Source organism: Mesorhizobium sp. B264B1B, assembly GCF_020165765.1.
GTDB lineage: Bacteria > Pseudomonadota > Alphaproteobacteria > Rhizobiales > Rhizobiaceae > Mesorhizobium.
Map to the genome: position 1 here is coordinate 79,339 of NZ_JAIUIS010000009.1, position 21,757 is coordinate 101,095.

A 21,757-nucleotide genomic window follows, 5' to 3' on the forward strand; every position below is an offset into this window, starting at 1 on the left:
TTGATGAACCCTCTCCCCGTTTTCGCGGGGAGAGGGTAAGGGTTGGGGCGCAGGGCCTGCGCGTCGCGTTCGCGATGACAGTGCCCAGTCCATCCAGCTTCGAGGATTTTCCCCATGCCCTTTGTCGCCGCCGAAAACCGCTATGAAAAAATGGTCTATAACCGCTGCGGGCGGTCCGGCCTGAAGCTGCCGGCGATCTCGCTGGGGCTGTGGCACAATTTCGGCAACGACACGCCGCACACGACCAAGCAGGCGATCGTGCGCAAGGCCTTCGACCTCGGCATCACGCATTTCGACCTCGCCAACAATTACGGGCCGCCGTCCGGCTCGGCCGAAATTGCATTCGGTGAGATACTGCGCACCGACTTCGCCGCCTACCGCGACGAACTCATCATCTCGACCAAGGCCGGCTACGAGATGTGGGCGGGGCCCTACGGCCAATGGGGTGGACGCAAATATTTGCTGGCCAGCCTCGACCAGAGCCTGAAGCGGATGGGGCTCGACTATGTCGACATCTTCTATTCGCACCGCTTCGATCCGGATACGCCGCTGGAGGAAACGATGGGCGCGCTCGACCATGCGGTGCGCGCGGGCAAGGCGCTCTATGTCGGCATCTCGTCTTACAATTCGCAGCGCACGCGCGAGGCGGCCGATATACTGAAGCGGCTCGGCACGCCTTGCGTAATCCATCAGCCGAGTTATTCGATGCTGAACCGCTGGGTCGAGGACGATGGCCTGCTCGATACGCTTGATGGGCTGGGCGTCGGCTCGATCGTGTTCTCGCCGCTGGCACAGGGCATGCTGACCGACAAATATCTCGGCGGCATCCCCGAGGGCAGCCGTGCCTCCCAGGGCAAGTCGCTGCGGCCGGCCTTCATCAACGACAAGACCATCGCCAACATACAGGCGTTGAACGCGATCGCGGGCCGTCGTGGCCAGACGCTGGCGCAGATGGCGCTGGCGTGGGTGCTGCGCAAGGGCAAGGTGACATCGGCGCTGATCGGCGCCAGCCGGCCGGAGCAGGTGGAGGACTGTGTCGGCGCGCTGGAGGCGCCCGACTTCAGCGACGCCGAGCTTGCCGAGATCGACAATTACGCGCGCGAGTCCGACATCAATCTGTGGGCAGCCTCGGCCGAGCGCAACGGCCCGCCGAGGAAGTAGGCATGGAAGCCGGTAGACGACGGCGGGAGCCCTCCCGCCGTTGTCTTCGCGGAATGCCGCGCCAGCGCGTTTCAACAGAGGAGTAGCAAAGACAGCGGTTCGTCGCTATCTGAACGGGGGCGGCCGTTTGCATATGGAAACGACGTGTATGTGACACGAGGCAGGTCGGAAACAGGATCATGGCGGCAAGGGATGTGCTGACGAAGAACCAGCTGTGCGTGCTCGAGAAACTCGAGGCCGCCAGCGGGCCGCTCAGCGCCTACACCTTGCTTGACCAACTGCGCGAGCGGGGTTTCCGCGCGCCCCTGCAGGTCTACCGCGCGCTCGACACGCTGGTGAAGTCCGGCTTCGTGCATCGGCTGGAAAGCCTCAATTCCTTCGTCGCCTGCGTCGAACCGCACGATCACAGCCATTCCATGACCGCCTTCGCCATCTGCGACACATGTGGCCAGGTGAGCGAAATGTCCGACCATGATGTCGGTCACCGGCTGGACGAATGGGTGCGCTCCACCGGCTTTGCCGCCAAGAAGGCGGTGATCGAGTTCCGCGGGACCTGTGCCAAGTGCCGGGCGCAAGCTGCCTGAAATGTGTTGATATTCAGGTGATGTCGGCTGGCGCTAGTGCGCCTCGTCCCAATTGTTCGCCGCTCGAGCGTCCACATGCAGCGGCACCGACATGGACACCGCCGGCATGGCCGCGTTCTCCATGACATGGCGCACGACGGGGATCGTCGCCTCGACTTCCGCCTCGATCGTCTCGAAGATCAGCTCGTCATGCACCTGCAAGAGCATGCGGGCCGAAAGCCTGGCCTTCTCCAGCGCCTCGTCCATGCGCACCATGGCGCGGCGGATGATGTCGGCGGCGGTGCCTTGCAGGCGCGCGTTGATCGAGGCGCGCTCGTTGAAGGCGCGGATCGAGGGATTGGAGGACCGGATCTCGGGGTAGTGGATGCGGCGGCCGAAGATCGTCTCGACGAAACCGTGCTCGCGGGCATAGGCCTTGGTCTCTTCGATATAGTCGCGGATGCCGGGGAAGCGCTCGAAATATTTTTTGATGTAGTTGCTGGCCTCCTCGCGCGGGATCGACAGCTGGTTGGCGAGGCCGAAGGCCGAGATGCCGTAGATGATGCCGAAATTGATCGCCTTGGCGCGGCGGCGCACTTCCGAAGGCATGCCCTCCACGGGCACGTTGAACATTTCCGAGGCGGTGATGGCGTGGATGTCGGCGCCGTCGGCGAAGGCCTGCCGCAATTGCGGGATCTCGGCGACATGGGCGAGCACGCGCAATTCGATCTGGCTGTAGTCGGCCGAAACCAGGCGGTTGCCCTTGTCGGCGATGAAGGCTGTTCTGATCCTGCGGCCTTCGGCGGTGCGCACCGGGATGTTCTGCAGGTTCGGGTCGGAGGATGACAGGCGCCCCGTCGTCGTCGCGGCGAGCGCGTAGGAGGTGTGGACCCGCTTGGTGTCCGGGTTGACGAAGCCGGGCAGCGCATCGGTGTAAGTCGATTTCAGCTTGGTCAGCTGGCGCCAGTCGACGATCTTGCGCGGCAGTTCGTGGCCTTCCGCGGCAAGGTCTTCCAGAAGTTGCGCCGAGGTCGACCATTGGCCGGTCTTGGTCTTGGAGCCGCCGGGCAGACCCATGCGGCCGAACAGGATGTCGCCGAGCTGCTTGGGCGAGCCGATGTTGATGCGCTCGCCGACGAGCTGATAGATTTCTTCCTCGAGCCGGGCTGCGCCCTGCGCCAGTTCGCCCGACAGCCGCGACAGGATCTGCCGGTCGACCGAGATGCCGCGCTGTTCCATGCGCGCCAGCACCGGCACCAGCGGCCGTTCCAGCCGTTCATAGACCGACACCAGGCCCTTGGCGGCGAGCCGCGGCTTCAGCACCAGCCAGAGCCTGAGCGTCACATCGGCGTCCTCGGCCGCATGGGCGGTCGCCTTGTCGACATCGACCTGGTCGAAGCCGACCGAATTCTTTCCGGAGCCGGTCACGTCCTTCAGCCGAAGCGGACTATGGCCCAGCCATTTCTCGGCAAGCGCGTCCATGCCGTGGCCATGCGAGGTGCCGGCATCGAGCACGTAGGAGATCAGCATGGTGTCGTCGAAAGGGCCGACGTCGATACCGTAGCGGCTCATGATGACGAGATCGTATTTCAGGTTCTGCGCGATCTTGAGGACAGACTTGTCCTCGAGCAGCGGTTTCAGCACGGCCAGCGCCTCGCGCAGCGGGATCTGGTTGTCGATCGGACCACCGCCGAGCAGGTCGCCATTTCCGCTCCTGTGGGCGAACGGCACATAGGCGGCGCGACCTGGCGCCGTCGCCAGCGACAAGCCGATCAGTTCGGCCTGCATCGGATCGGGCGACGTCGCGCGGGCATCGAAGGCGACGATGCCGGTCTCCAGCGCCTCGGCGACCCAGGCCTTCAGGCTGGCGACGTCGCGGATGCATTGATAGGCCGAAATGTCGATCTTGCGGGCGGTGGCGGCCTCCAGGCGAAGCGCCGACAGAAGCGAAGGGGTGTTGCCCTCCTTCGTGCCGCCGCCTGCTTCCAGGGCCGTCTCGCCGTCCTGCTTCGCCTCGGCGCTGGGCGCGACCGGCGCGCCGGCGCCGACATCGGGTCCATGCGCGAAATCAGCGCGTTCGACCGTCACCGCGACCGCCTGCACGTCGCTTGCCTCGGTTCCCGTCGTTTCCGCCACGCGGCGGGTCAGCGAAGAGAATTCCATGGTCTTGAGGAAGCCGATCAGCTTCGGCCCGTCCGGCGCGTGCAGGACGAACTCGTCCAGCCCCTCGGCCACCGGCACATCGTTCTTCAACGTCACCAGCTGGCGCGAGATGCGCGCCTTGTCGGCATTGGCGATGATGGATTCGCGTCGTTTCTCCTGCTTGATCTCGCCGGCGCGCTCAAGCAGTCCGTCTAGGTCGCCGAACTGTTCGAGCAATTGCGCCGCGGTCTTCGGTCCGATGCCCGGCACGCCGGGAACATTGTCGACGGAATCGCCGGTCAATGCCTGCAGGTCGATCATCTTCTCCGGCGGCACGCCCCATTTCTCGATGACCTCGGGAATGCCGATCTGGCGATCCTTCATCGGATCGTACATGCTCACCGTCGGGCCGACCAACTGCATCAAGTCCTTGTCGGAGGAGATGATGGTGGTGTCGCCGCCGGCCTCGCAGGCCAGCCGGCAATAGGTCGCGATGAGGTCGTCGGCCTCGAACCCTTCCATCTCGAGACAGGGCAGGTTGAACGCCCTGGTCGCCTGGCGGATGAGGCTGAATTGCGGGATCAGGTCTTCCGGCGGCGCCGAACGGTTGGCCTTGTATTCGGGATAGAGATCGTTGCGGAAGGTTTTCGACGAATAGTCGAAAATGACGGCGAAATGCGTCGGCACGATGCCAACATCGGTGTTGCGGGCATCCTGCATCAGCTTCCAAAGCATGTTGCAGAAGCCGGACACGGCGCCGACCGGCAGGCCGTCGGACTTGCGGGTCAGCGGCGGCAGCGCATGATAGGCACGGAAGATGTAGCCGGAGCCGTCGACAAGAAAGAGATGATCGCCTTTTTTCATGCCGGCAGGGATAGCGCGGCGCGGCGGCTTGGTCCATGCCAAAGGCACCGCTTCCAGCAACACCCTGACAGGCAGGCGACAGGTTGGTTGGAAAGAGCTGAAATCGGCATTATTTTCGCCTGCGAGACGGCTTGGTCCCGCCTGTCCAACGGCTGCTCACGGCCATGTTACAAAAGTGTAATATTCGTGCCCTTGAATCGCCACGTTCGAGGACACAGATAAATGGCATCGGCAATTTTCGCCGACGTCCGGAGCAAGGCCCGTCCCCCGCCTATCCCGGACACCTGCGGCAGCCTATCCCCCCTCTCCGGGCTGCCGCATCGTTTCGAGTAGAAGGGCCGCCGTGGTTCCCCCTCCACCACGGCGGTCTTTTTTGTTCGAATACGCGCTTGGAGCCCGTGGTCCAATGGTCCCGGGCTTTTCGTTTGTCCGCTCTGCCTTTAGGGTTCCGGCACTGAATCGAAAGGCTCATCAATGTCAATTTCCCCCGTTCTCGACCGTCTCGACAAGAATCTCGACCAGAGCCTGGAGCGCCTGTTCGGTCTGCTCCGGATCAGGTCGATCTCCACCGATCCGGCCTATGCCGCCGATTGCCGCAAGGCGGCCGAATGGCTGGTGGAAGAACTCAAGGTGATCGGCTTCGACGCCAGCGTCCGCGACACGCCCGGCCACCCGATGGTGGTTGCGCATCATGATGGGCCGGCCGGTTCACCGCATGTGCTGTTCTATGGCCACTATGACGTACAGCCGGTCGATCCGATCGAGCTTTGGGAAAACGACCCGTTCGCGCCGGCGGTCAAGGAGATCGAGCCCGGCCACAAGGTGATCACCGGGCGCGGCTCGGCCGACGACAAGGGTCAGTTGATGACCTTCGTCGAGGCTTGCCGGGCCTGGAAGCAGGTGCATGGCAATCTGCCGTGCCGCATTACCATCCTGTTCGAGGGAGAGGAGGAGTCGGGCTCGCCGTCGCTGAAGCCCTTCCTCGAGGCCAATGCCGATGAACTCAAGGCCGATTTCGCGCTGGTCTGCGATACCAGCATGTGGGACCGCGACACGCCGTCGATCTGCGTGGGGCTGCGCGGGCTGGTTGGCGAGGAGATCATCGTGAAGGCCGCCGACCGCGACCTGCATTCGGGTCTCTATGGCGGCGCCGCTGCCAACCCGATCCGCATCCTGGCAAAGGTGCTGGCCGACATTCACGACAAGGACGGCCATATCACCATCCCGGGCTTCTATGACGGCGTCGAGGAAACGCCCTCGCAGATCCTGAAATCATGGGAAACGCTGGGCGAAACGGCCGAGACGTTCCTTGGCCCCGTCGGCCTGTCGATCCCGTCGGGCGAAAAGGGCCGCTCGCTGCTGGAACTCACCTGGGCACGGCCGACGGCCGAGTTCAACGGCATCACCGGCGGCTATACCGGCAAGGGCTTCAAGACGGTGATCGCGGCGCAGGCCTCGGCGAAAGTATCGTTCCGCCTCGTCCACAAGCAGGATCCCAAGAAGATCCGCGCCGCCTTCCAGCAATTCGTCAAGGAGCGCATTCCGGCCGACTGTTCGGTGGAGTTCCACCCGCATGGCGGCTCGCCGGCAATCCAGCTTTCCTACGACTCGCCGTTCCTGGCCAAGGCCAAGACGGCGCTGTCGGACGAATGGCCGAAGCCGGCGGTGACGATCGGCAGCGGCGGCTCGATCCCCGTAGTCGGCGATTTCCAGACCTATCTCGGCATGGAATCGCTGCTGGTCGGTTTCGGCCTCGACGACGACCGCATCCACTCGCCGAACGAAAAGTATGAGTTGAGTTCGTTCCACAAGGGCCAGCGCTCCTGGGCACGCATTCTGGACGCGCTGACGCGCTGAGCCGGGAACTCACGAAAGGCGGGAAAATCAAGTTTATGTTGATTTTTCCACCGATCACGGCAAGGACGGGTTGCCAGCGCAACGTGCTGGAGCGCGCGCGTCCGCTCGATGGATGCGCGATGCCGAAAGCGCGACCCCGGAGAAGACGATGAGCGATATCCGTTTCCACAAAAACGATCTGCCCGACCTGTCCCGCTACAATGTCGGGGCGGTTGCCATCGATACGGAAACGCTGGGACTGAACCCGCATCGCGACCGGTTGTGCGTGGTGCAGATTTCACCCGGCGACGGCAGCGCCGACGTCATCCAGATCGCGCCGGGCCAAAAGGAAGCGCCGAACCTCGTCAAGCTTTTGGGAAACCACAGCGTGACCAAGCTGTTCCACTATGGGCGCTTCGACCTTGCCGTGCTCTACCATGCATTCGGTGTGATGCCCGAGCCGGTATTCTGCACCAAGATCGCCTCGCGGCTGACCCGCACCTACACCGACCGGCATGGGCTCAAAGACATCTGCTTCGAGCTTCTGGGCGTCGGCCTGTCCAAGGCGCAGCAATCGTCGGACTGGGCGGCCGAAACGCTGTCGCCCGAACAACTCGAATACGCCGCATCCGACGTGCTCTATCTGCACCGGCTGCGCGACGTGCTGGCGGCGCGGCTGGCGCGCGAGGATCGCACGAAAGAGGCCGACGCCTGTTTCCGCTTCCTGCCGACACGCGCCAAGCTTGACCTCATGGGCTGGGACGAAGAGGATATTTTCGCTCATAGCTGACGGCGTCGCGGCGCTGCCGCCGATGTTCCGTCCGGGACCAGATGCCGGCCGTCGTGTTCCGTCGGCTCGAAAAGAGGGATGACATGACGGACAGGAAGCCCATATCGACCGCGCCCACCGACGGTTCCAAGGTCACCGTGACCTGGAAGGACGGCGACGGCGTGCTCAACGAATCCATCGCGCAATACCGGGACGGCGGCTGGTGGGTCTACATCGACAGCGATACGCAGAAGAAGGTCGAGCCGACGAGCTGGCGGCCCGCCGCGAGCGACGACGGCGACCAATGAGCAGGCCGCTGGCGAGGCCGGCCGCTTTCGCATAGCCTGAAGCCGTTGATATCGAGGCCGATTCGGGGCTTTCCGCTCCGCGCTCGCCTCTTGCTCGGAGGGAAATCGCCATGGGCGTCGAAAGCCTGCTCGTCTTCATCATCATCGGTGCCATCGCCGGCTGGCTCGCCGGTCTCATCGTCTCCGGTTTCGGCTTCGGCCTGATCGGCAACATCATCGTCGGCATCATCGGCGCGTTCATCGCGGGCTGGCTGTTCCCGCGGATCGGCTTGGCCATCGGCGGCGGCATCCTCGCCTCGATCATCCACGCCACGATCGGCGCCATCATCCTGCTGATCCTGGTCAGGGTCCTGAAGCGAGCCTGAGGCCGGGCACCGAGGAGCGCGCCATGAAACAGAATACGCTTTATCTCGTCATTGGCGCGCTCGTCGTCGTGGTCATCGCGCTCGGCGTCTACGTCTACCGCGAACAGACCAAGCCGAAAGGCGTGGAGCTCAAGATCGACGACAAGGGCATCTCGATCCAGCAGAACTGAACGGAGCCCGGGCTTGCCGGCTCCGCATTGCTCCCCACGCCTGACTATCGCTGCCTGCCGGATTTAACCCGCCTTTAAACCGCCGCATCTACTCTGCAACCCGAACGCCATAGGCATCGGGATATCAAGCGCAGCGCATGGCGAACCGCAGAGACAGCCGCATCGAACCCAGTTTCGAGGGACCGCCACAAGCGAGATCCCAGACCGGTCTTTCGGTGAGCGAGGAGGATCGCGTCGTGCCCAGCAACCGCAAAGCCTCCGCCAAACGCAAACCGCCGAAGGCAAAATCGTCGCGTGCCAGGCGCGGCAGGAGCCGGCGCGGCCTGTTCGGCGTGCTCGGCCGGCTGGTCTACTGGTGCTTCGTGCTGGCCATCTGGGGCGGCATCGCGGTGGCCGGAGTCGTCGTCTACTACGGCGCCAAGATGCCGGCGGCCACGACCTGGTCGATCCCCGATCGCGCGCCCAACATCAAGATCGTCTCCGCCGACGGCCAGCTGCTCGCCAATCGCGGCATGAGCGGCGGCGAGGCGGTCGGCCTGCACGAAATGTCGCCCTACATCCCCGAGGCGGTCATCGCCATCGAGGACCGCCGCTTCTATTCGCATTTCGGCGTCGATCCGATCGGCCTGTCGCGCGCCATGGTCGCCAACCTCGCCGGCGGGCATTTCTCGCAAGGCGGTTCGACGCTGACGCAGCAACTGGCCAAGAACCTGTTCCTGACGCCGGACCGCACGCTGGAGCGCAAGGTGCAGGAGGTGCTGCTGGCGCTGTGGCTGGAGCACAAGCACACCAAGGACCAGATCCTCGAAATGTACCTCAACCGGGTCTATTTCGGCTCGGGCGCCTATGGCGTCGAAGCGGCCTCGCGCCGTTATTTCGGCAAGAGCGCGCGCGACGTCACCTTGTCGGAGGCGGCGCTGCTTGCCGGTCTCCTGAAGGCGCCGTCGCGACTGTCGCCGGCGCGCGATCCCAAGGCCGCCGAGGACCGCGCGCAGCTGGTGCTCGCCGCTATGCGCGACGAAGGCAAGATCAGCGCCAAGGAGCTGACCACGGCGATGAGCGCGCCGGCGACGCGCGCGCCGTCCTACTGGACAGGCTCGGAAAACTACGTCGCCGACACCATCATGGAAGAGCTGCCCGATCTGATCGGCGACGTGCGCGGCGACATCGTCATCGATTCCACCGTCGACCTGAACCTGCAGAAGCTCGCGGAACAATCGATCCGCCGGCTGATCGACGAAAGCGGCAAGAAGCTCAACGTCACCCAGGGCGCGCTGGTGTCGATCGACGATTCGGGCGCGGTGCGTGCCATGGTCGGCGGCTACGATTATTCGACCAGCCAGTTCGACCGCGCCTCGGAAGCGCGCCGGCAGCCCGGTTCGGCGTTCAAGCCGTTCGTCTACATGGCCGCCCTCGAGGCCGGCCGCACGCCCGACAGCGTGCGCAACGATGCGCCGATCAAGATCGGCAAATGGACGCCCGACAATTACGGCGGCAAGTATTTCGGGAAGGTGACGCTGGCAACCGCCTTGGCGAAGTCGCTGAACTCGGTGGCGGCCCAGCTGACCATGGAAGTGGGGCCGGACGCAGTGGTCGAGGCGGCGCATCGCATGGGCATCCAGTCCGATCTGCAGGCCAACACCTCGATCGCGCTCGGCACGTCGGAAGTGACGCCGCTGGAGCTGACCTCGGCCTATGTGCCTTTCGCCAATGGCGGCTACAAGCCGGATATTCATTTCATTCGCCGCGTGACATCAGCCGAGGGCAAGGTGCTGTACGACGCCGGCAGCGGCAGCGCGCCACGCGTGGTGAAGCCCGAGATCGTCGGCATGATGAACTCGATGATGACCGGGACGGTGGAGATCGGCACGGCCAGGAAGGCGGCCTTCACCTGGCCGTCGGCCGGCAAGACCGGCACCAGCCAGAATTCGCGCGACGCCTGGTTCGTGGGCTACACCGCCAATCTCACCACCGGCGTATGGTTCGGCAATGACGACGGCAGCCCGATGAAGAAGGTCACCGGCGGCGCGCTGCCGGCGCAGGCCTGGCACGAGTTCATGGTCGCCGCGCATGAGGGCGTGCCCGTGCGGCCGCTGCCTGGTACCTGGAAGTCGACGCCGGCCGATAGGATCGTGCCGGACGAAATCCCATCGGCCGATGCGACGCAGCCGGCTCCGAAGCCGCAAGCGCCTGTCGGCCAGTCGGCGCCCGCTGCCGTCGCGGCGCAGCCAGCGCCGGTTCGCGCGCCCCGCCCGGCCCAGACCGTCGACGCCGACGGTTTCGATATGCCGGGCGATTCCGGAACCACCGCGTCGGTCAGACATCCGGTGCCGCCGGGCAGCGTCGGCGGTCCGCTCAAGAAGCGGCAGACCTCGATCCTCGACATTCTCGGCGGAGGCTAGCGGCAACTCGCCTCTCGCCAGCGCCACACCGTTCGGCTACACCTCCCGACATGGCTGAGATCGACACCAGGAAGACCATTGTGCTGACCGGCGCCAGCCGTGGCATCGGCCATGCCACGGTCAAGCGTTTCTCGCGCGAGGGCTGGCGCGTCATCACCTGCTCGCGCCAGGCGTTTGCCGAGGATTGCCCGTGGCCGGCCGGGCCCGAGGACCACATCAAGGTCGATCTCGCCGACCAGGAGGATGTCGGCATCGCCGTCTCCGAAATCCGCCACCGGCTTGAGGCGCATGGCGGGCAGCTGCACGCGCTGGTCAACAATGCCGGCATTTCGCCAAAGCTCAAGGACGGCAACAGCCGCATGAACTCCATCGACACGCCGATGCATGTCTGGCGCGACGTGTTCCAGGTCAATTTCTTCGCGCCGATCATGCTGGCGCGCGGGCTGTTCAAGGAACTGGCATCGGCGAAAGGGTCGATCGTCAACGTCACCTCGATCGCCGGCACCCGGGTGCACCCCTTCGCCGGCACCGCCTATGCGACATCGAAGGCGGCGCTCGGCTCGCTGACGCGTGAGATGGCGCATGATTTCGGCCCGCACGGGATCCGCGTCAACGCCATTGCGCCGGGCGAAATCGACACCGCGATCCTGTCGCCGGGCACGGACAAGATCGTCGAGACCATTCCGCTCAGGCGGCTGGGCACCACGGCCGAGGTCGCCGACATCATCTTCTTCCTGTGCTCCGGGCAGGCGTCTTATGTGACCGGCTCGGAAATCCACATTAATGGCGGCCAGCACGTGTGATGGGGCAGGTCTCAGCCTAGGGATCGTTCATCCGGTCATGGTGAGAACGGCCTTGCCGCTGAAGCTGCGCTGTCGCAGAGCGTCCAGGGCTTGGGCGATGTCGGTCCATGGCATGGTCAGGGCGACGCGGGTTTCCAGCCGGCCGGCCGCAACGAGAGCGAGCAGCGAGGCGATGTCCGAGCCAATGCCCGCGCCAGACGTGTAGTAGGCGAAAGTCTGAAGCCTCGCCCCCTCGTGACCCGGAACGAACTGGCGGAACCCAATTGGCGTGAGTTCGCCACTGCTTGAGCCGAACATGACGATCGTCCCGCCAGGAGCGACGCGTTCGATCGCGTGGGCGAGGCTTTGGCCACCGACCGATTCGGTAATCAGCGAAAACGGCCCCACGGCCAGTTCGATCGACTCGACGACTTGCCCGGCACCCAGGCGGCGGAGATCCTCGCCATGCCGGGAGGCCGCGACCGCGGTCACGCTCGCGCCCTGTTCGCGCGCGATCTGGATCTGGAAACGGCCGACCGCTCCACTTGCGCCGGTGATCAGGACCCGTTGGCCGGCAAGGTCGCCGCCATGGCGCAAAGTCCTGAGCGCGGTGGTGCCCGCGACCGGAAGCGTGGCCGCGGAAACGAAGCTGACCTCATCCGGCAGGACGGCGAGGCGGTCGGTCGAAACCGCGACGCGTTCGGCCCAGCCGGCCTGGTCGACCAGAGCCGCGACGCGGGCGCCCACGGCTGGCCCGGAGCCGTCGGCCGCTGGCCGTTCGACGATCCCGACGATGTCCTGGCCGGGTATCCAGCCGTCCGGGCGTATGGTGAGCAGGCGCAATTCGCCGCGATTCAACGAGGTTGTGTGGACCGAGACAAGCGCCTCGTTTGCGAGAGGCCGTGGGTCCTCGACCTCGGCAAGCGTCAGTCCGGCGGGGCTGTCGGAAGACATGGCTAGGGCGAGCATGAGACGTACCTTCCTGCTGGTTTGTGGACGCAAAGCGCGGTGGCATCCTGATCAACCGGGTGCATGGGCAAGCTGGAACCTATCGACTTCCCAGCTTGAAGAATTTAGCTATCGTGGCGTTTAATCGCTAAAAGCCGTCAATCATGAGACAACCTCTTCGTTACCCATGGCTCGATTTCAATGTGGATGACGTCCTCGCACCGGCAATCGCCGTGCGCGTCGACGTTACCGAAACCAGGGCCGAAGTCCCCTCCCATCGGCATCGCAAAGGCCAACTCGTCTTCGCGCTCGGCGGTGGCGTCACATGCCGCGTCCCGAGCGGCCTGTGGATGGTGCCGCCGCATTGCGGGGTGTGGATTCCCGGCGACATGGAGCACAGCAATATCGCGACCGCCAACGCCCGGATCTTCTTCGTCTACATCGAGCCGGGAGCCGCCGAATTGCCGGACCGGTGCTGCACCCTTTCGGTCTCGCCGCTGCTGCGCGAACTGATCATCGAACTGTCCGATGGCGTGGGGGATGATGAGGCGAGGGATGCGCTTTTGATCAGGATGCTGCTTGCTGAGCTGCCGCGCATGCCTGTCCAGCGGCTGCATCTGCCGATCTCATCCGAGCCGCGATTGAGGCGGATCGCCGAAGCGTTGGCGCAGGATCCCGCCGACCGCAGCACATTGTCGGAATGGGCCAGCCGGGTTGCGCTCAGCGAGAGCAGTCTCGCCCGTCTCGTCGTGAAGGAGACTGGCTTAAGCTTCGGACGCTGGCGCCAGCAGTTGCATCTGATCGTCGCAATTCGAGAACTTGCCTCCGGTGCGAGCGTGCAGCAGGTCTCCGGCGATCTCGGCTATGATTCCGTCACCGCCTTCATCACCATGTTCAAAAAGGCGCTTGGCAAGCCGCCGGCAAAATACCTCGGCAGCGTCGCGCAAAATGGCGGCTCTGCCTTCGTGGCGTGATCAACCTGGCTGCAGGCGGAGCACCTCGAGCATCCATTGTTAGACCAGGCGACGCCTTGTAGATTCGAACGACACCTTGGAGATGGAAACATGGCGCTCAAGCGGATGGACAACGTAGGAATCGTCGTCGAAGACCTCGGAGAGGCGGTTGATTTCTTTCGCGAACTCGGCCTCGAGCTTGAAGGACGGGCCACGATCGAAGGAGAATGGGCCGGACGTGTCACCGGACTGGGCGATCAGCATGTCGAGATTGCCATGATGCGCACACCGGACGGCCATAGCCGGCTCGAGCTCTCCCGCTTCCTCAGGCCGCCTGTCGTCGCAGATCACCGGAACGCCCCGGTCAACGCCCTAGGGTACCTGCGCGTCATGTTCACCGTGGATGACATCGACGAGACGCTTGAAAGGCTCCGCACGCGCGGCGCGCAGCTCGTAGGCGAAGTAGTCCAGTATAAAGACGTGTATCGGCTCTGCTACATCCGTGGGCCTGAGGGGTTGCTCATCGGACTCGCCCAAGAACTCGGTTAAGCGCAATACGAAGAAATGGCAGGAGTGGCCGATGTCAGCGGGCGCGTCCAAGGCCGCCCCACCTGTTCGAGGTCCAGCCCTCCACGGTCGGCCGCGTTCTCGCTAAGCACGGATTAGGTCCGTGCAGGATCGGCTCAGGCGGCGGACGGTTCAGCCGCCCGCGGCTTGTGACCAAGCACCTCTTCCACGATGCCGCGCGCGATCTCGCGTTCGCCCATGATCACCGTATCGGCGCCGAGCCCTTTGAGATGCTCGACCTCGGCATCGGAATGGGCGCGGGCGACGACGTTGATGGCGGGATTGGCGGCGCGCGCACGCAGAACGATCTGACCGGCCTCGAAGGCATTGGGGATGGCCAGGATCAGCCGTTTCGCGCCTTCGGGGTTGGCGGCTGCAAACACTTCGGCATTGGCGGCGTTGCCGGCCACGGTCTCGATGCCCTCGGCCCTGAGCTTCACCAGTGTCTTGTCGGCATCCTCGACCACCAGGAAGGGCAGGGCGGCTTCCTTCAACGCAGCGCCGACGAAACTGCCGACACGGCCGTAGCCGATCAGGATCGCGTGGCCGCTGAGGGCTGTTCTTGGCGGCGGCCCATCTTCCTGCTTCGCCGGCGAGGCTACGGAAGCCACCTGGCCGGGCTCCGTCGCCGGGCCGACCGGTTTGGGCTCCACAGGCGGCGCCGTCCTGGCGGCGCGGGCCTCGAGCCATGGCTTCATCCAGTCGATGACCAGGAACATCACCGGGTTGAGCACGATCGAAAGGATGGCGCCCGCCAGGATGAGATCGCGCCCCTGTTCGGGCAGCAGTTTCAGCCCGACGCCGAGTTCGGCCAGGATGAAGGAGAACTCGCCGATCTGGGCAAGGCTCGCCGAAATCATCAGCGCCGTCGCCAAGGGATAACCGAAGGCGACGACGATGAGGAAGGCCGCCAGCGACTTGCCGACGACGATGATGGCAAGCGTTGCCAGGATCGGCAAGCCGTTGCTGAACAGGCTGAACGGGTCGAACAGCATACCGACCGAGACGAAGAACAGCACCGAGAAGGCATCGCGCAGCGGCAGCGATTCCTCCGCGGCGCGGTGGCTGAGTTCGGACTCGCTCATGATCATGCCGGCGAAGAAAGCGCCCAGTGCCAGCGAGACGCCGAACAGCTTGGCCGCGCCGAAGGCGACGCCAAGCGCTATCGCCAGCACCGAAAGCCGAAACAGCTCGCGCGAGCCGGTATGGGCGACATAGTGCAGGATCCAGGGAATGACGCGGCGGCCTACCACCAGCATAACGATGACGAAGGCGGCGACCTTGGCCAGCGTGATGCCGACGACGCCCCAGATGCCGTAGCTCGCGGGCAGCGACAGCAGGCCGCTCGCATGGGCATCCGCCTGCTCCTGGCCGCCAAGCACGCCGGCAAGCGCTGGCAAAAGCACCAGGGCCAGCACCATGGCCAGGTCCTCGACGATCAGCCAGCCGACGGCAATGCGGCCGCGCTCGGTCTCGATCAGGCGGCGCTCCTGCAGGGCGCGCAGCAGCACCACGGTCGAGGCCACCGACAGCGCCAGGCCAAAGACCAGTCCTGCTCCCGCCGACCAGCCGAGCATCCAGGAAAACCCCGCGCCGAGTGCCGTGGCAAAGCCGATCTGGACGATGGCGCCGGGCACGGCAATGGCGCGGACCGACAGGAGATCCTTCAGCGAAAAATGCAGGCCGACGCCGAACATCAACAGGATGACGCCGATTTCGGCGAGCTCATTGGCAAGGCCGGCGTCAGCGACGAAACCGGGCGTGTTCGGCCCAACCAGCACGCCGGCCACGAGATAGCCGACCAGCGGCGGAATGCGGAAGCGGTTGGCGAGAGCGCCGAAGACGAAAGCGAGCCCCAGACCGGCTACGATGGTGGCGATAAGGGGAGTGTCATGCGGCATTGTCTATGGAGCGCCTTTCAAGCCAGCGATGCAGGATATGCGCCGCCCGAAGCCGCCGCCTGTTTGCAATATGGTGGATTGAGTGTCGGCCACGCAACCCCGCTAAACCGGGAATTGCCGGTGAAGCGACAAATACCTCGCCGGTGGGCAAGCAAGCCGGAATTCGAGGTCAGCCGAAATCATGCGCCGCAACGGCGGCGCTCGATCGCCAACGATCAAGCTGCCCGCAACAGGGCCTCGATCTCGAATACCGCGTGGTTGGTCAGCGTCTTGGGAATTTCCGCGCTGACCTTGTCGCTGACTTCCTTGTGCAGGATCTTGCGCATCGCGCCGAGCACGAGCGGCGGCGCGATGAGGATGATTTCGTCAAAAGAGCCTCGATGAGCCAGCTTGTAGAGCCGTTCGGCGAGTTCGTCGGCAAAGCGCTCCTTGCCGATCCGATGCCAATCCGTCTCCTCAACCGCGCTGCGATGAACCGAGGGGCCGTCATTGTAGCGACCGGGACTGTCGCTGCCTTGCTCGCGCGTTGGCGGGTTGTCCTGCCTCATTTCCTGCACCACTTCGAGGTTCGGAAATTTGGTGTCACCTGCATTTCTGAGGAAGAGCGCTTTTTCTCCGTCGGCCACCATGATCCAGATGCCGTGCTTCAACTTGATCGCGCTCATGACGCCGGGCTCCTTCCTTCGCTGCCGCCACGCTTGGCTTCACGCCGCGGCCAGGTATGATTTTGAATTGCGCATGCGGAAGGAACGCGCCTCGATCCGGTAATGTTCCAGCCAAAAAGCCAGGTCATACGGACGCTCCGTCGAGGTGGAGGCGCGCGCACGACCGCCAGGCAGCTTTAATCTACTAAATTAGTAGAATTTAGAAAAAACGGTTTTGTCATAAAGCGCGTTCGGCCCAAAAAAGAGGAGAAATCAAGGCCCGCGACAGCGGCTTGATGCCGGTCTCCGCAACAAGGTGGAATATTTTTCTCTTGGCTGCGGCCCTTTAGAAAAAGCGATTGCATCCCGGAAGGTGATGCGCGAGTGGGTTTCTTCAGCTTTTTCGCGCCCACGCGTAGAAGTGAAGACCAGATCAGGATTCCGTTCGTATCCATGCCGCAGCCCGCCCCCAAGCTCAATGCCTTCCCCGTCTTCGTACGGGTCGAGGACGAAGCCGTAACGATCGTCGGCGGCGGCGACGAAGCGTTGGCCAAGGCACGATTGCTTGGGCAGTCCAGCGCTACGCTGCGCATCGTCGCGGAGAGCGCCTCACCGGACATGCTCGGCTTCATCGCGCAGAGTGGCGCCACCCACATCGCGGCCTATGAGGCGAGCCGGCTGGAAGGCTCGGTGATGGTGTTCGCTGCCAGCGGCGATGAGGCGCTCGACCGGCGCGTTGTCCAGGATGCGCGCCGGCTCGGCATCCCCGTCAATGCGGTGGACCGGCCGGAGCTTTGCGATTTTTTCACCCCGGCGCTGGTCAATCGCGCACCGGTCGCGATCGCCATCGGCACGGAAGGCGCTGGGCCGGTGCTGGCGCAGATGCTGCGTGCCCGCATCGACCGCATGCTGTCGCCCTCGTTGGGCAGGTTGGCGGCTCTCGCCGCGTCCTTCCGGGCCGCCGCTGAAAGCCTGCCCAGGGGCAATTCGCGCCGCCGGTTCTGGAGCGAGTTCTTCGGCGGTGCGCCGGCGCGCGCCGTCGAAGCTGGCAAGCTTTCGCAGGCGCATGACGCAGCCGCCGATCTTCTGCGTTCGGCTGCATCCGCTTCAGGCCATATCGCCCTGGTTGGCGCGGGCCCCGGTGCCGAGGACCTTTTGACGCTGCGTGCGCATCGCCTGCTGATGGAGGCCGATGTCATCGTCCACGACGCGCTGGTGCCGGAGGCTGTCGTCGCCATGGGCCGACGCGACGCCGAGCGGCTGGCGGTCGGCAAGCGCAAGGGCTGTCACACCAAGAGCCAGGCCGAGATCAATGCGCTGCTGGTCGAGCTTGGCCGCGAAGGCAAGCGTGTGGTGCGGCTGAAGTCGGGCGATCCCCTGGTGTTCGGCCGGGCCGGCGAGGAGATGGCGGCGCTGCGTGATGCCGGCATCGCCTATGAGGTGGTTCCGGGCGTTACCGCTGCTTTCGCTGCCGCCGCCGATTTCGAATTGCCGCTGACGCTGCGCGGGGTTTCCTCCTCGATGGTGTTCACCACCGGTCATGATCTCAAGGGCAATTCGCTGCCCGACTGGGCCAAGCTTGCCATTTCGGGTGCCACCGTTGCTGTCTATATGGGCCGCTCGGTGGCCGCGGAGGTTGCCGGCCGGCTGATCGAGGCCGGGCTTTCGCCCGATACGGCGGTAGCCGTGGTCGAGAATGCCAGCCTCGGCAATCGCCGCCGTTTCCACGGCACGCTTGCCGACCTGCCGTCGTTGGAAGCGCGCGCCGATCTCTCAGGTCCGGTCATGACCATCATCGGCGATGCGGTCGCCGGCGCCAATTTCGAACGGTCCGAACCGCTCGCGGCACACAGGCATGAAGGTGCGCCCATAGCTGCCACCGAGGGAGTTCAGCAATGAAGATACTGACCGCCAACCGGCTCGCCGACGGCATCGCCGTCTGGTACGCAGACGGCGGCTGGGCCGAGAGGGCGGACCATGCCGACCTCGCCCATGACAAGGCGGCCGAGGATCGCCTGGAAGCGATCGGTGCCAAGGCCCACGCCGACAACGAAGTCCTCGACGTCAACCTCATCGATGCCGAAATCGTGAACGGCGTTGTCGAGCCGGTGCGGTTGCGCGAGAAGATCCGCGCCGCGGGCCCGACCATTCGCAACGATCTTGGCAAGCAGGCCTCCCGGGCGGCGTAAGCCCAGACCAGAAGTGAACACGGGCGGACGCGCCCTGAAAGACGAAGCATGTACCGCTACGATGAGTTCGATCACGATTTTGTCCAGGCCCGCGTCGCCGAGTTCAGCGACCAGGTCCAGCGCCGGCTCGCCGGCGAGATCACCGAGGACCAGTTCCGGCCGCTCAGGCTGATGAACGGCGTCTACCTGCAATTGCACGCCTATATGCTGCGCATCGCGGTGCCCTATGGCACGCTGAACGGCAAGCAGTTGCGCATGCTCGGCCACATCGCGCGCAAATACGACAAGGGCTACGGCCATTTCACCACGCGCCAGAACATCCAGTTCCACTGGCCGGCGCTGTCCGACATTCCTGCGATCCTGGCCGATCTGGCGAGTGTCGAGATGCACGCCATCCAGACCAGCGGCAATTGTATCCGCAACGTCACCGCGGACCATTTCGCGGGTGCGGCGGCCGACGAGGTCGCCGATCCGCGTCCCTATGCGGAAATCCTGCGCCAGTGGTCATCTGTTCATCCGGAGTTTTCCTACCTGCCGCGCAAGTTCAAGATCGCGGTAACCGGCGCGGAGCGCGACCGCGCCGCCATCCAGACCCACGACATCGGCCTGCACCTGAAGAAGAACGCGGCCGGCGAGCTCGGCTTCGCCGTCTATGTCGGCGGCGGCCAGGGGCGCACGCCGATGGTCGCCAGGAAGATCCGCGATTTCCTGCCGGAAGCCGACCTTTTGTCCTACTGCACGGCGATCCTGCGCGTTTACAACCTGCATGGCCGCCGCGACAATAAGTTCAAGGCGCGCATCAAAATCCTGGTCCATGAGACCGGCGTCGAGGAGATCACGCGCCAGGTCGAGGCGGAATGGCAGCAATTGAAGGACGCCGAGTTGAAGCTGCCGGAAGCAGACATCCGCGCCATCGACGCCTATTTCGCGCCACCAGCGCTGACCGCGCGGCCGGACGGCGACGAGGCTGTAAAGCTGGCACGCCTCGATTCCAAGGGCTTCTCGGATTGGCTCGACCAGAACGTGGTGACGCATCGCCACCCCGACTATGCGGCGGTGACCATCTCGCTGAAGGGTATCGGCGAAGTGCCGGGCGATGCGACCGACAGCCAGATGGAAGCGATTGCCGATATCGCCGAGAAGTATGGATACGACGAGTTGCGCGTCAGCCACGAGCAGAACCTGATCCTGCCGCATGTGGCGCGCGCCGACCTGAAGGCGGTCTATGACGCGCTGGTCGATATCGGCCTGGCGACCGCCAATTCGAACCTGATATCGGACATCATCTCGTGCCCGGGCCTCGACTATTGCGCGCTGGCCACAGCGCGTTCGATCCCGATCGCGCAGGAGATCTCGCGTCGCTTCGCCTCGCTGGAGCGGCAGCGCGAGATCGGCGAGTTGAAGCTGAAGATCTCCGGCTGCATCAATGCCTGCGGCCATCACCATGTCGGACATATCGGCATTCTCGGAGTCGAAAAGAAAGGCACCGAGCTGTACCAGGTGACGCTTGGCGGTTCGGCCGACGAGAACACTTCGGTGGGCGAGATCATCGGCCGCGGCTTCTCGTCGGAAGAGATCACCGACGCCATCGAGCAGATCGTCGAGACCTATCTCGGCCTTCGGCTCAACTCACAAGAGAAATTCATCGACGCCTACCGCCGTGTCGGTCCCGCGCCGTTCAAGGAGGCGCTCTATGCTGGCGAAGCCAAGGCCGCTTGACCCTATCGTCGACGCCGATGACGGCATCGCCGCCAAAGCGGCGGGGTTTGACGCGCTTTACGGCCACCTGAATCCGCTCGACATCATCGAACGCGCGGCAGGCGACCTGTTTCACGACGAGATTGCCGCGGTGTCTTCCTTCGGTGCCGATTCGGCCGTGCTACTGCACATGATTTCCGAAGTCGATCGCTCGCTGCCGGTCATCTTTCTCGATACCGGCAAGCATTTCGAGGAGACGCTCGGCTATCGCGACGCCCTGGTCGCCGATTTCGGGTTGACCAACATCCAGGTGATCAAGCCCGACGAGGCAGCACTCGAGCGGATCGATCCGACCGGCAATCTGCACCAGACTAATACCGACGCCTGCTGCGATGTGCGCAAGGTCGAGCCGCTGGCTCGGGGCGTAGCGCCTTTCCGCGCCTGGTTCACCGGCCGCAAACGCTTCCAGGCCTCGACGCGCGCAGCACTTCCGGTGTTCGAGGCGGTCGGCCCACGTATCCGCATCAATCCGCTGGCGCACTGGACGACGTCGGACCAGGCGGACTACATGCGCGCGCATGCACTGCGGGAAAATCCGCTGGTCGCCTATGGCTATCTGTCGATCGGCTGCTTCCCGTGCACCCAGCCGGTGCAGCCGGGCGAGGACGCGCGCAGCGGCCGCTGGGCCGGCCATGCCAAGACCGAGTGCGGCATTCACCTGTCGGGACTGGAGAAGTCGCTGACCGACGCATCGCTATAGGGTATGCTGATATTCAGGTGAGGCCGGCCTGCAAACGGCGGCTTCGGGAGCTCACGTACTACAAGTACGCTCCGCTCCGGCTCTCGGAAGCTACCGTTTCGACTCGGGCCTGCTTGAATCTCCACACCCCCTTGAGCTCTTTGAATTTTAGGAAATTTCGATGACTGAACCGACGATACCGGAGACCCGCCTCTGGACCCCGACGGGTTTTCGCGAGGATGAGTGGGCTCATGCCGAAGGCGCGGAAGCACTGTCTGGCAATGGCCGCTTCATCCTGCCGCTTCAGGCGTTTCTCGATCTCGATCCGGAGGTGCGCCGGTCGGCCAAGGAAAGGATCGGTGTCGTGCTGCAACCCGGCGATCAGCTCGAAAGGATTGCTGGCCTGCTCGACCAACTGTCGCTGGTGGCGCTGGCTTTTCCGTCGTTCAGCGATGGCCGCTCCTTCTCAAAGGGCGAATTGCTGCGCAGCCGACATCATTTCGAAGGTGCCGTGCGCGCCACCGGCCAGGTGCTGGTCGACCAACTGCCGCATATGCTGCGGCTCGGTTTCGATGAATTCGAAATCTCCAATCCCGTGCTCTTGAAGCGGCTGGACGAAGGCCGCACCGGCGGATTGGGACTCTACTACCAGCCTGCCGCCGTGCCGAAGCCCAAGGGACCAAAATACTCCTGGCGTCGGCTGCGTGCCGGCTGACGTCACGACACTTCCAGCGACAGGTTTGCGGCCGCCTGTCC

The 21,757-nt window shown here is 64.3% G+C and carries 20 protein-coding genes; 16 read left to right on the forward strand and 4 right to left on the reverse strand.

The window, feature by feature from the left end:
- The first annotated feature begins 114 nt into the window (after positions 1-114).
- Complete coding sequence (mgrA, locus tag LB547_RS19500; protein WP_140763252.1) at positions 115-1,161, forward strand: L-glyceraldehyde 3-phosphate reductase; 1,047 nt, start codon at positions 115-117, stop codon at positions 1,159-1,161.
- Positions 1,162-1,340: 179 nt separating this feature from the next.
- Positions 1,341-1,745, forward strand: a complete 405-nt coding sequence (locus LB547_RS19505; RefSeq protein WP_140500273.1) for a Fur family transcriptional regulator — start codon at positions 1,341-1,343, stop codon at positions 1,743-1,745.
- 33 nt (positions 1,746-1,778) lie between these two features.
- Here LB547_RS19505 and polA read toward each other — a convergent pair whose 3' ends face one another.
- A complete protein-coding gene (gene polA / locus LB547_RS19510) occupies positions 1,779-4,730 on the reverse strand; it encodes a DNA polymerase I (protein ID WP_181178028.1) in 2,952 nt (983 codons plus the stop codon).
- A 474-nt stretch (positions 4,731-5,204) separates the two neighbouring features.
- Here polA and LB547_RS19515 point away from each other — a divergent pair, with 474 nt between their 5' ends.
- The 7 genes from LB547_RS19515 (at position 5,205) to LB547_RS19545 (ending at position 11,383) form a co-directional block, all read left to right on the forward strand.
- Positions 5,205-6,587 carry a M20/M25/M40 family metallo-hydrolase gene (locus LB547_RS19515; protein ID WP_140763246.1) on the forward strand — a complete coding sequence of 461 codons (1,383 nt, stop codon included), beginning with the start codon at positions 5,205-5,207 and terminating at the stop codon, positions 6,585-6,587.
- A 148-nt stretch (positions 6,588-6,735) separates the two neighbouring features.
- Entirely contained in the window at positions 6,736-7,356 is a 621-nt protein-coding gene (locus tag LB547_RS19520) for a ribonuclease D (RefSeq protein WP_140500266.1), read from the forward strand.
- A gap of 83 nt (positions 7,357-7,439) precedes the next feature.
- Positions 7,440-7,643 carry a hypothetical protein gene (locus LB547_RS19525; RefSeq protein WP_140522542.1) on the forward strand — a complete coding sequence of 68 codons (204 nt, stop codon included), beginning with the start codon at positions 7,440-7,442 and terminating at the stop codon, positions 7,641-7,643.
- 110 nt (positions 7,644-7,753) lie between these two features.
- A complete protein-coding gene (locus tag LB547_RS19530; RefSeq protein ID WP_140763243.1) occupies positions 7,754-8,008 on the forward strand; it encodes a GlsB/YeaQ/YmgE family stress response membrane protein in 255 nt (84 codons plus the stop codon).
- 23 nt (positions 8,009-8,031) lie between these two features.
- Positions 8,032-8,178, forward strand: coding sequence for a hypothetical protein (locus LB547_RS19535; protein ID WP_140500260.1), 147 nt, complete (start codon positions 8,032-8,034; stop codon positions 8,176-8,178).
- 137 nt (positions 8,179-8,315) lie between these two features.
- Positions 8,316-10,580, forward strand: coding sequence for a transglycosylase domain-containing protein (locus LB547_RS19540; protein WP_140763240.1), 2,265 nt, complete (start codon positions 8,316-8,318; stop codon positions 10,578-10,580).
- 50 nt (positions 10,581-10,630) lie between these two features.
- The gene (locus LB547_RS19545; protein ID WP_140500256.1) at positions 10,631-11,383 is read left to right on the forward strand and encodes an SDR family NAD(P)-dependent oxidoreductase; all 753 of its coding nucleotides are present in this window, start codon (positions 10,631-10,633) and stop codon (positions 11,381-11,383) included.
- Positions 11,384-11,410: 27 nt separating this feature from the next.
- Here the strand turns inward: LB547_RS19545 and LB547_RS19550 are convergent, their stop codons facing one another.
- Positions 11,411-12,331: a zinc-binding dehydrogenase gene (locus LB547_RS19550; RefSeq protein ID WP_140763237.1), complete on the reverse strand. Its 921-nt coding sequence runs from the start codon at positions 12,329-12,331 to the stop codon at positions 11,411-11,413.
- Positions 12,332-12,474: 143 nt separating this feature from the next.
- Here LB547_RS19550 and LB547_RS19555 point away from each other — a divergent pair, with 143 nt between their 5' ends.
- Both LB547_RS19555 and LB547_RS19560 read left to right on the forward strand, forming a co-directional pair.
- Positions 12,475-13,284, forward strand: coding sequence for an AraC family transcriptional regulator (locus LB547_RS19555; protein ID WP_140558379.1), 810 nt, complete (start codon positions 12,475-12,477; stop codon positions 13,282-13,284).
- Positions 13,285-13,374: 90 nt separating this feature from the next.
- Entirely contained in the window at positions 13,375-13,812 is a 438-nt protein-coding gene (locus tag LB547_RS19560) for a VOC family protein (RefSeq protein ID WP_140500250.1), read from the forward strand.
- Between the two features lie 134 nt (positions 13,813-13,946).
- On the opposite strand, the gene LB547_RS19565 is transcribed toward LB547_RS19560, so the two are convergent.
- On the reverse strand, positions 13,947-15,731 hold the full coding sequence (locus tag LB547_RS19565; protein WP_140763234.1) for a cation:proton antiporter: 1,785 nt from the start codon (positions 15,729-15,731) through the stop codon (positions 13,947-13,949).
- Positions 15,732-15,946: 215 nt separating this feature from the next.
- Positions 15,947-16,396: a host attachment protein gene (locus tag LB547_RS19570; protein ID WP_140513765.1), complete on the reverse strand. Its 450-nt coding sequence runs from the start codon at positions 16,394-16,396 to the stop codon at positions 15,947-15,949.
- A 432-nt stretch (positions 16,397-16,828) separates the two neighbouring features.
- Here LB547_RS19570 and cysG point away from each other — a divergent pair, with 432 nt between their 5' ends.
- The 5 genes from cysG (at position 16,829) to LB547_RS19595 (ending at position 21,716) form a co-directional block, all read left to right on the forward strand.
- Positions 16,829-18,274 (forward strand): siroheme synthase CysG, encoded by a 1,446-nt coding sequence (gene cysG, locus LB547_RS19575; RefSeq protein WP_140522532.1) that lies wholly within the window; start codon positions 16,829-16,831, stop codon positions 18,272-18,274.
- Positions 18,271-18,564 (forward strand): DUF2849 domain-containing protein, encoded by a 294-nt coding sequence (locus tag LB547_RS19580; protein WP_140500242.1) that lies wholly within the window; start codon positions 18,271-18,273, stop codon positions 18,562-18,564. The genes cysG and LB547_RS19580 overlap by 4 nt, the downstream gene beginning before the upstream one ends.
- Positions 18,565-18,612: 48 nt before the next feature.
- The gene (locus tag LB547_RS19585; RefSeq protein ID WP_140763231.1) at positions 18,613-20,283 is read left to right on the forward strand and encodes a nitrite/sulfite reductase; all 1,671 of its coding nucleotides are present in this window, start codon (positions 18,613-18,615) and stop codon (positions 20,281-20,283) included.
- On the forward strand, positions 20,258-21,022 hold the full coding sequence (locus LB547_RS19590; RefSeq protein WP_140500238.1) for a phosphoadenylyl-sulfate reductase: 765 nt from the start codon (positions 20,258-20,260) through the stop codon (positions 21,020-21,022). The genes LB547_RS19585 and LB547_RS19590 overlap by 26 nt, the downstream gene beginning before the upstream one ends.
- Positions 21,023-21,182: 160 nt before the next feature.
- Entirely contained in the window at positions 21,183-21,716 is a 534-nt protein-coding gene (locus tag LB547_RS19595; RefSeq protein WP_140500236.1) for a DUF934 domain-containing protein, read from the forward strand.
- Positions 21,717-21,757: the final 41 nt, after the last annotated feature.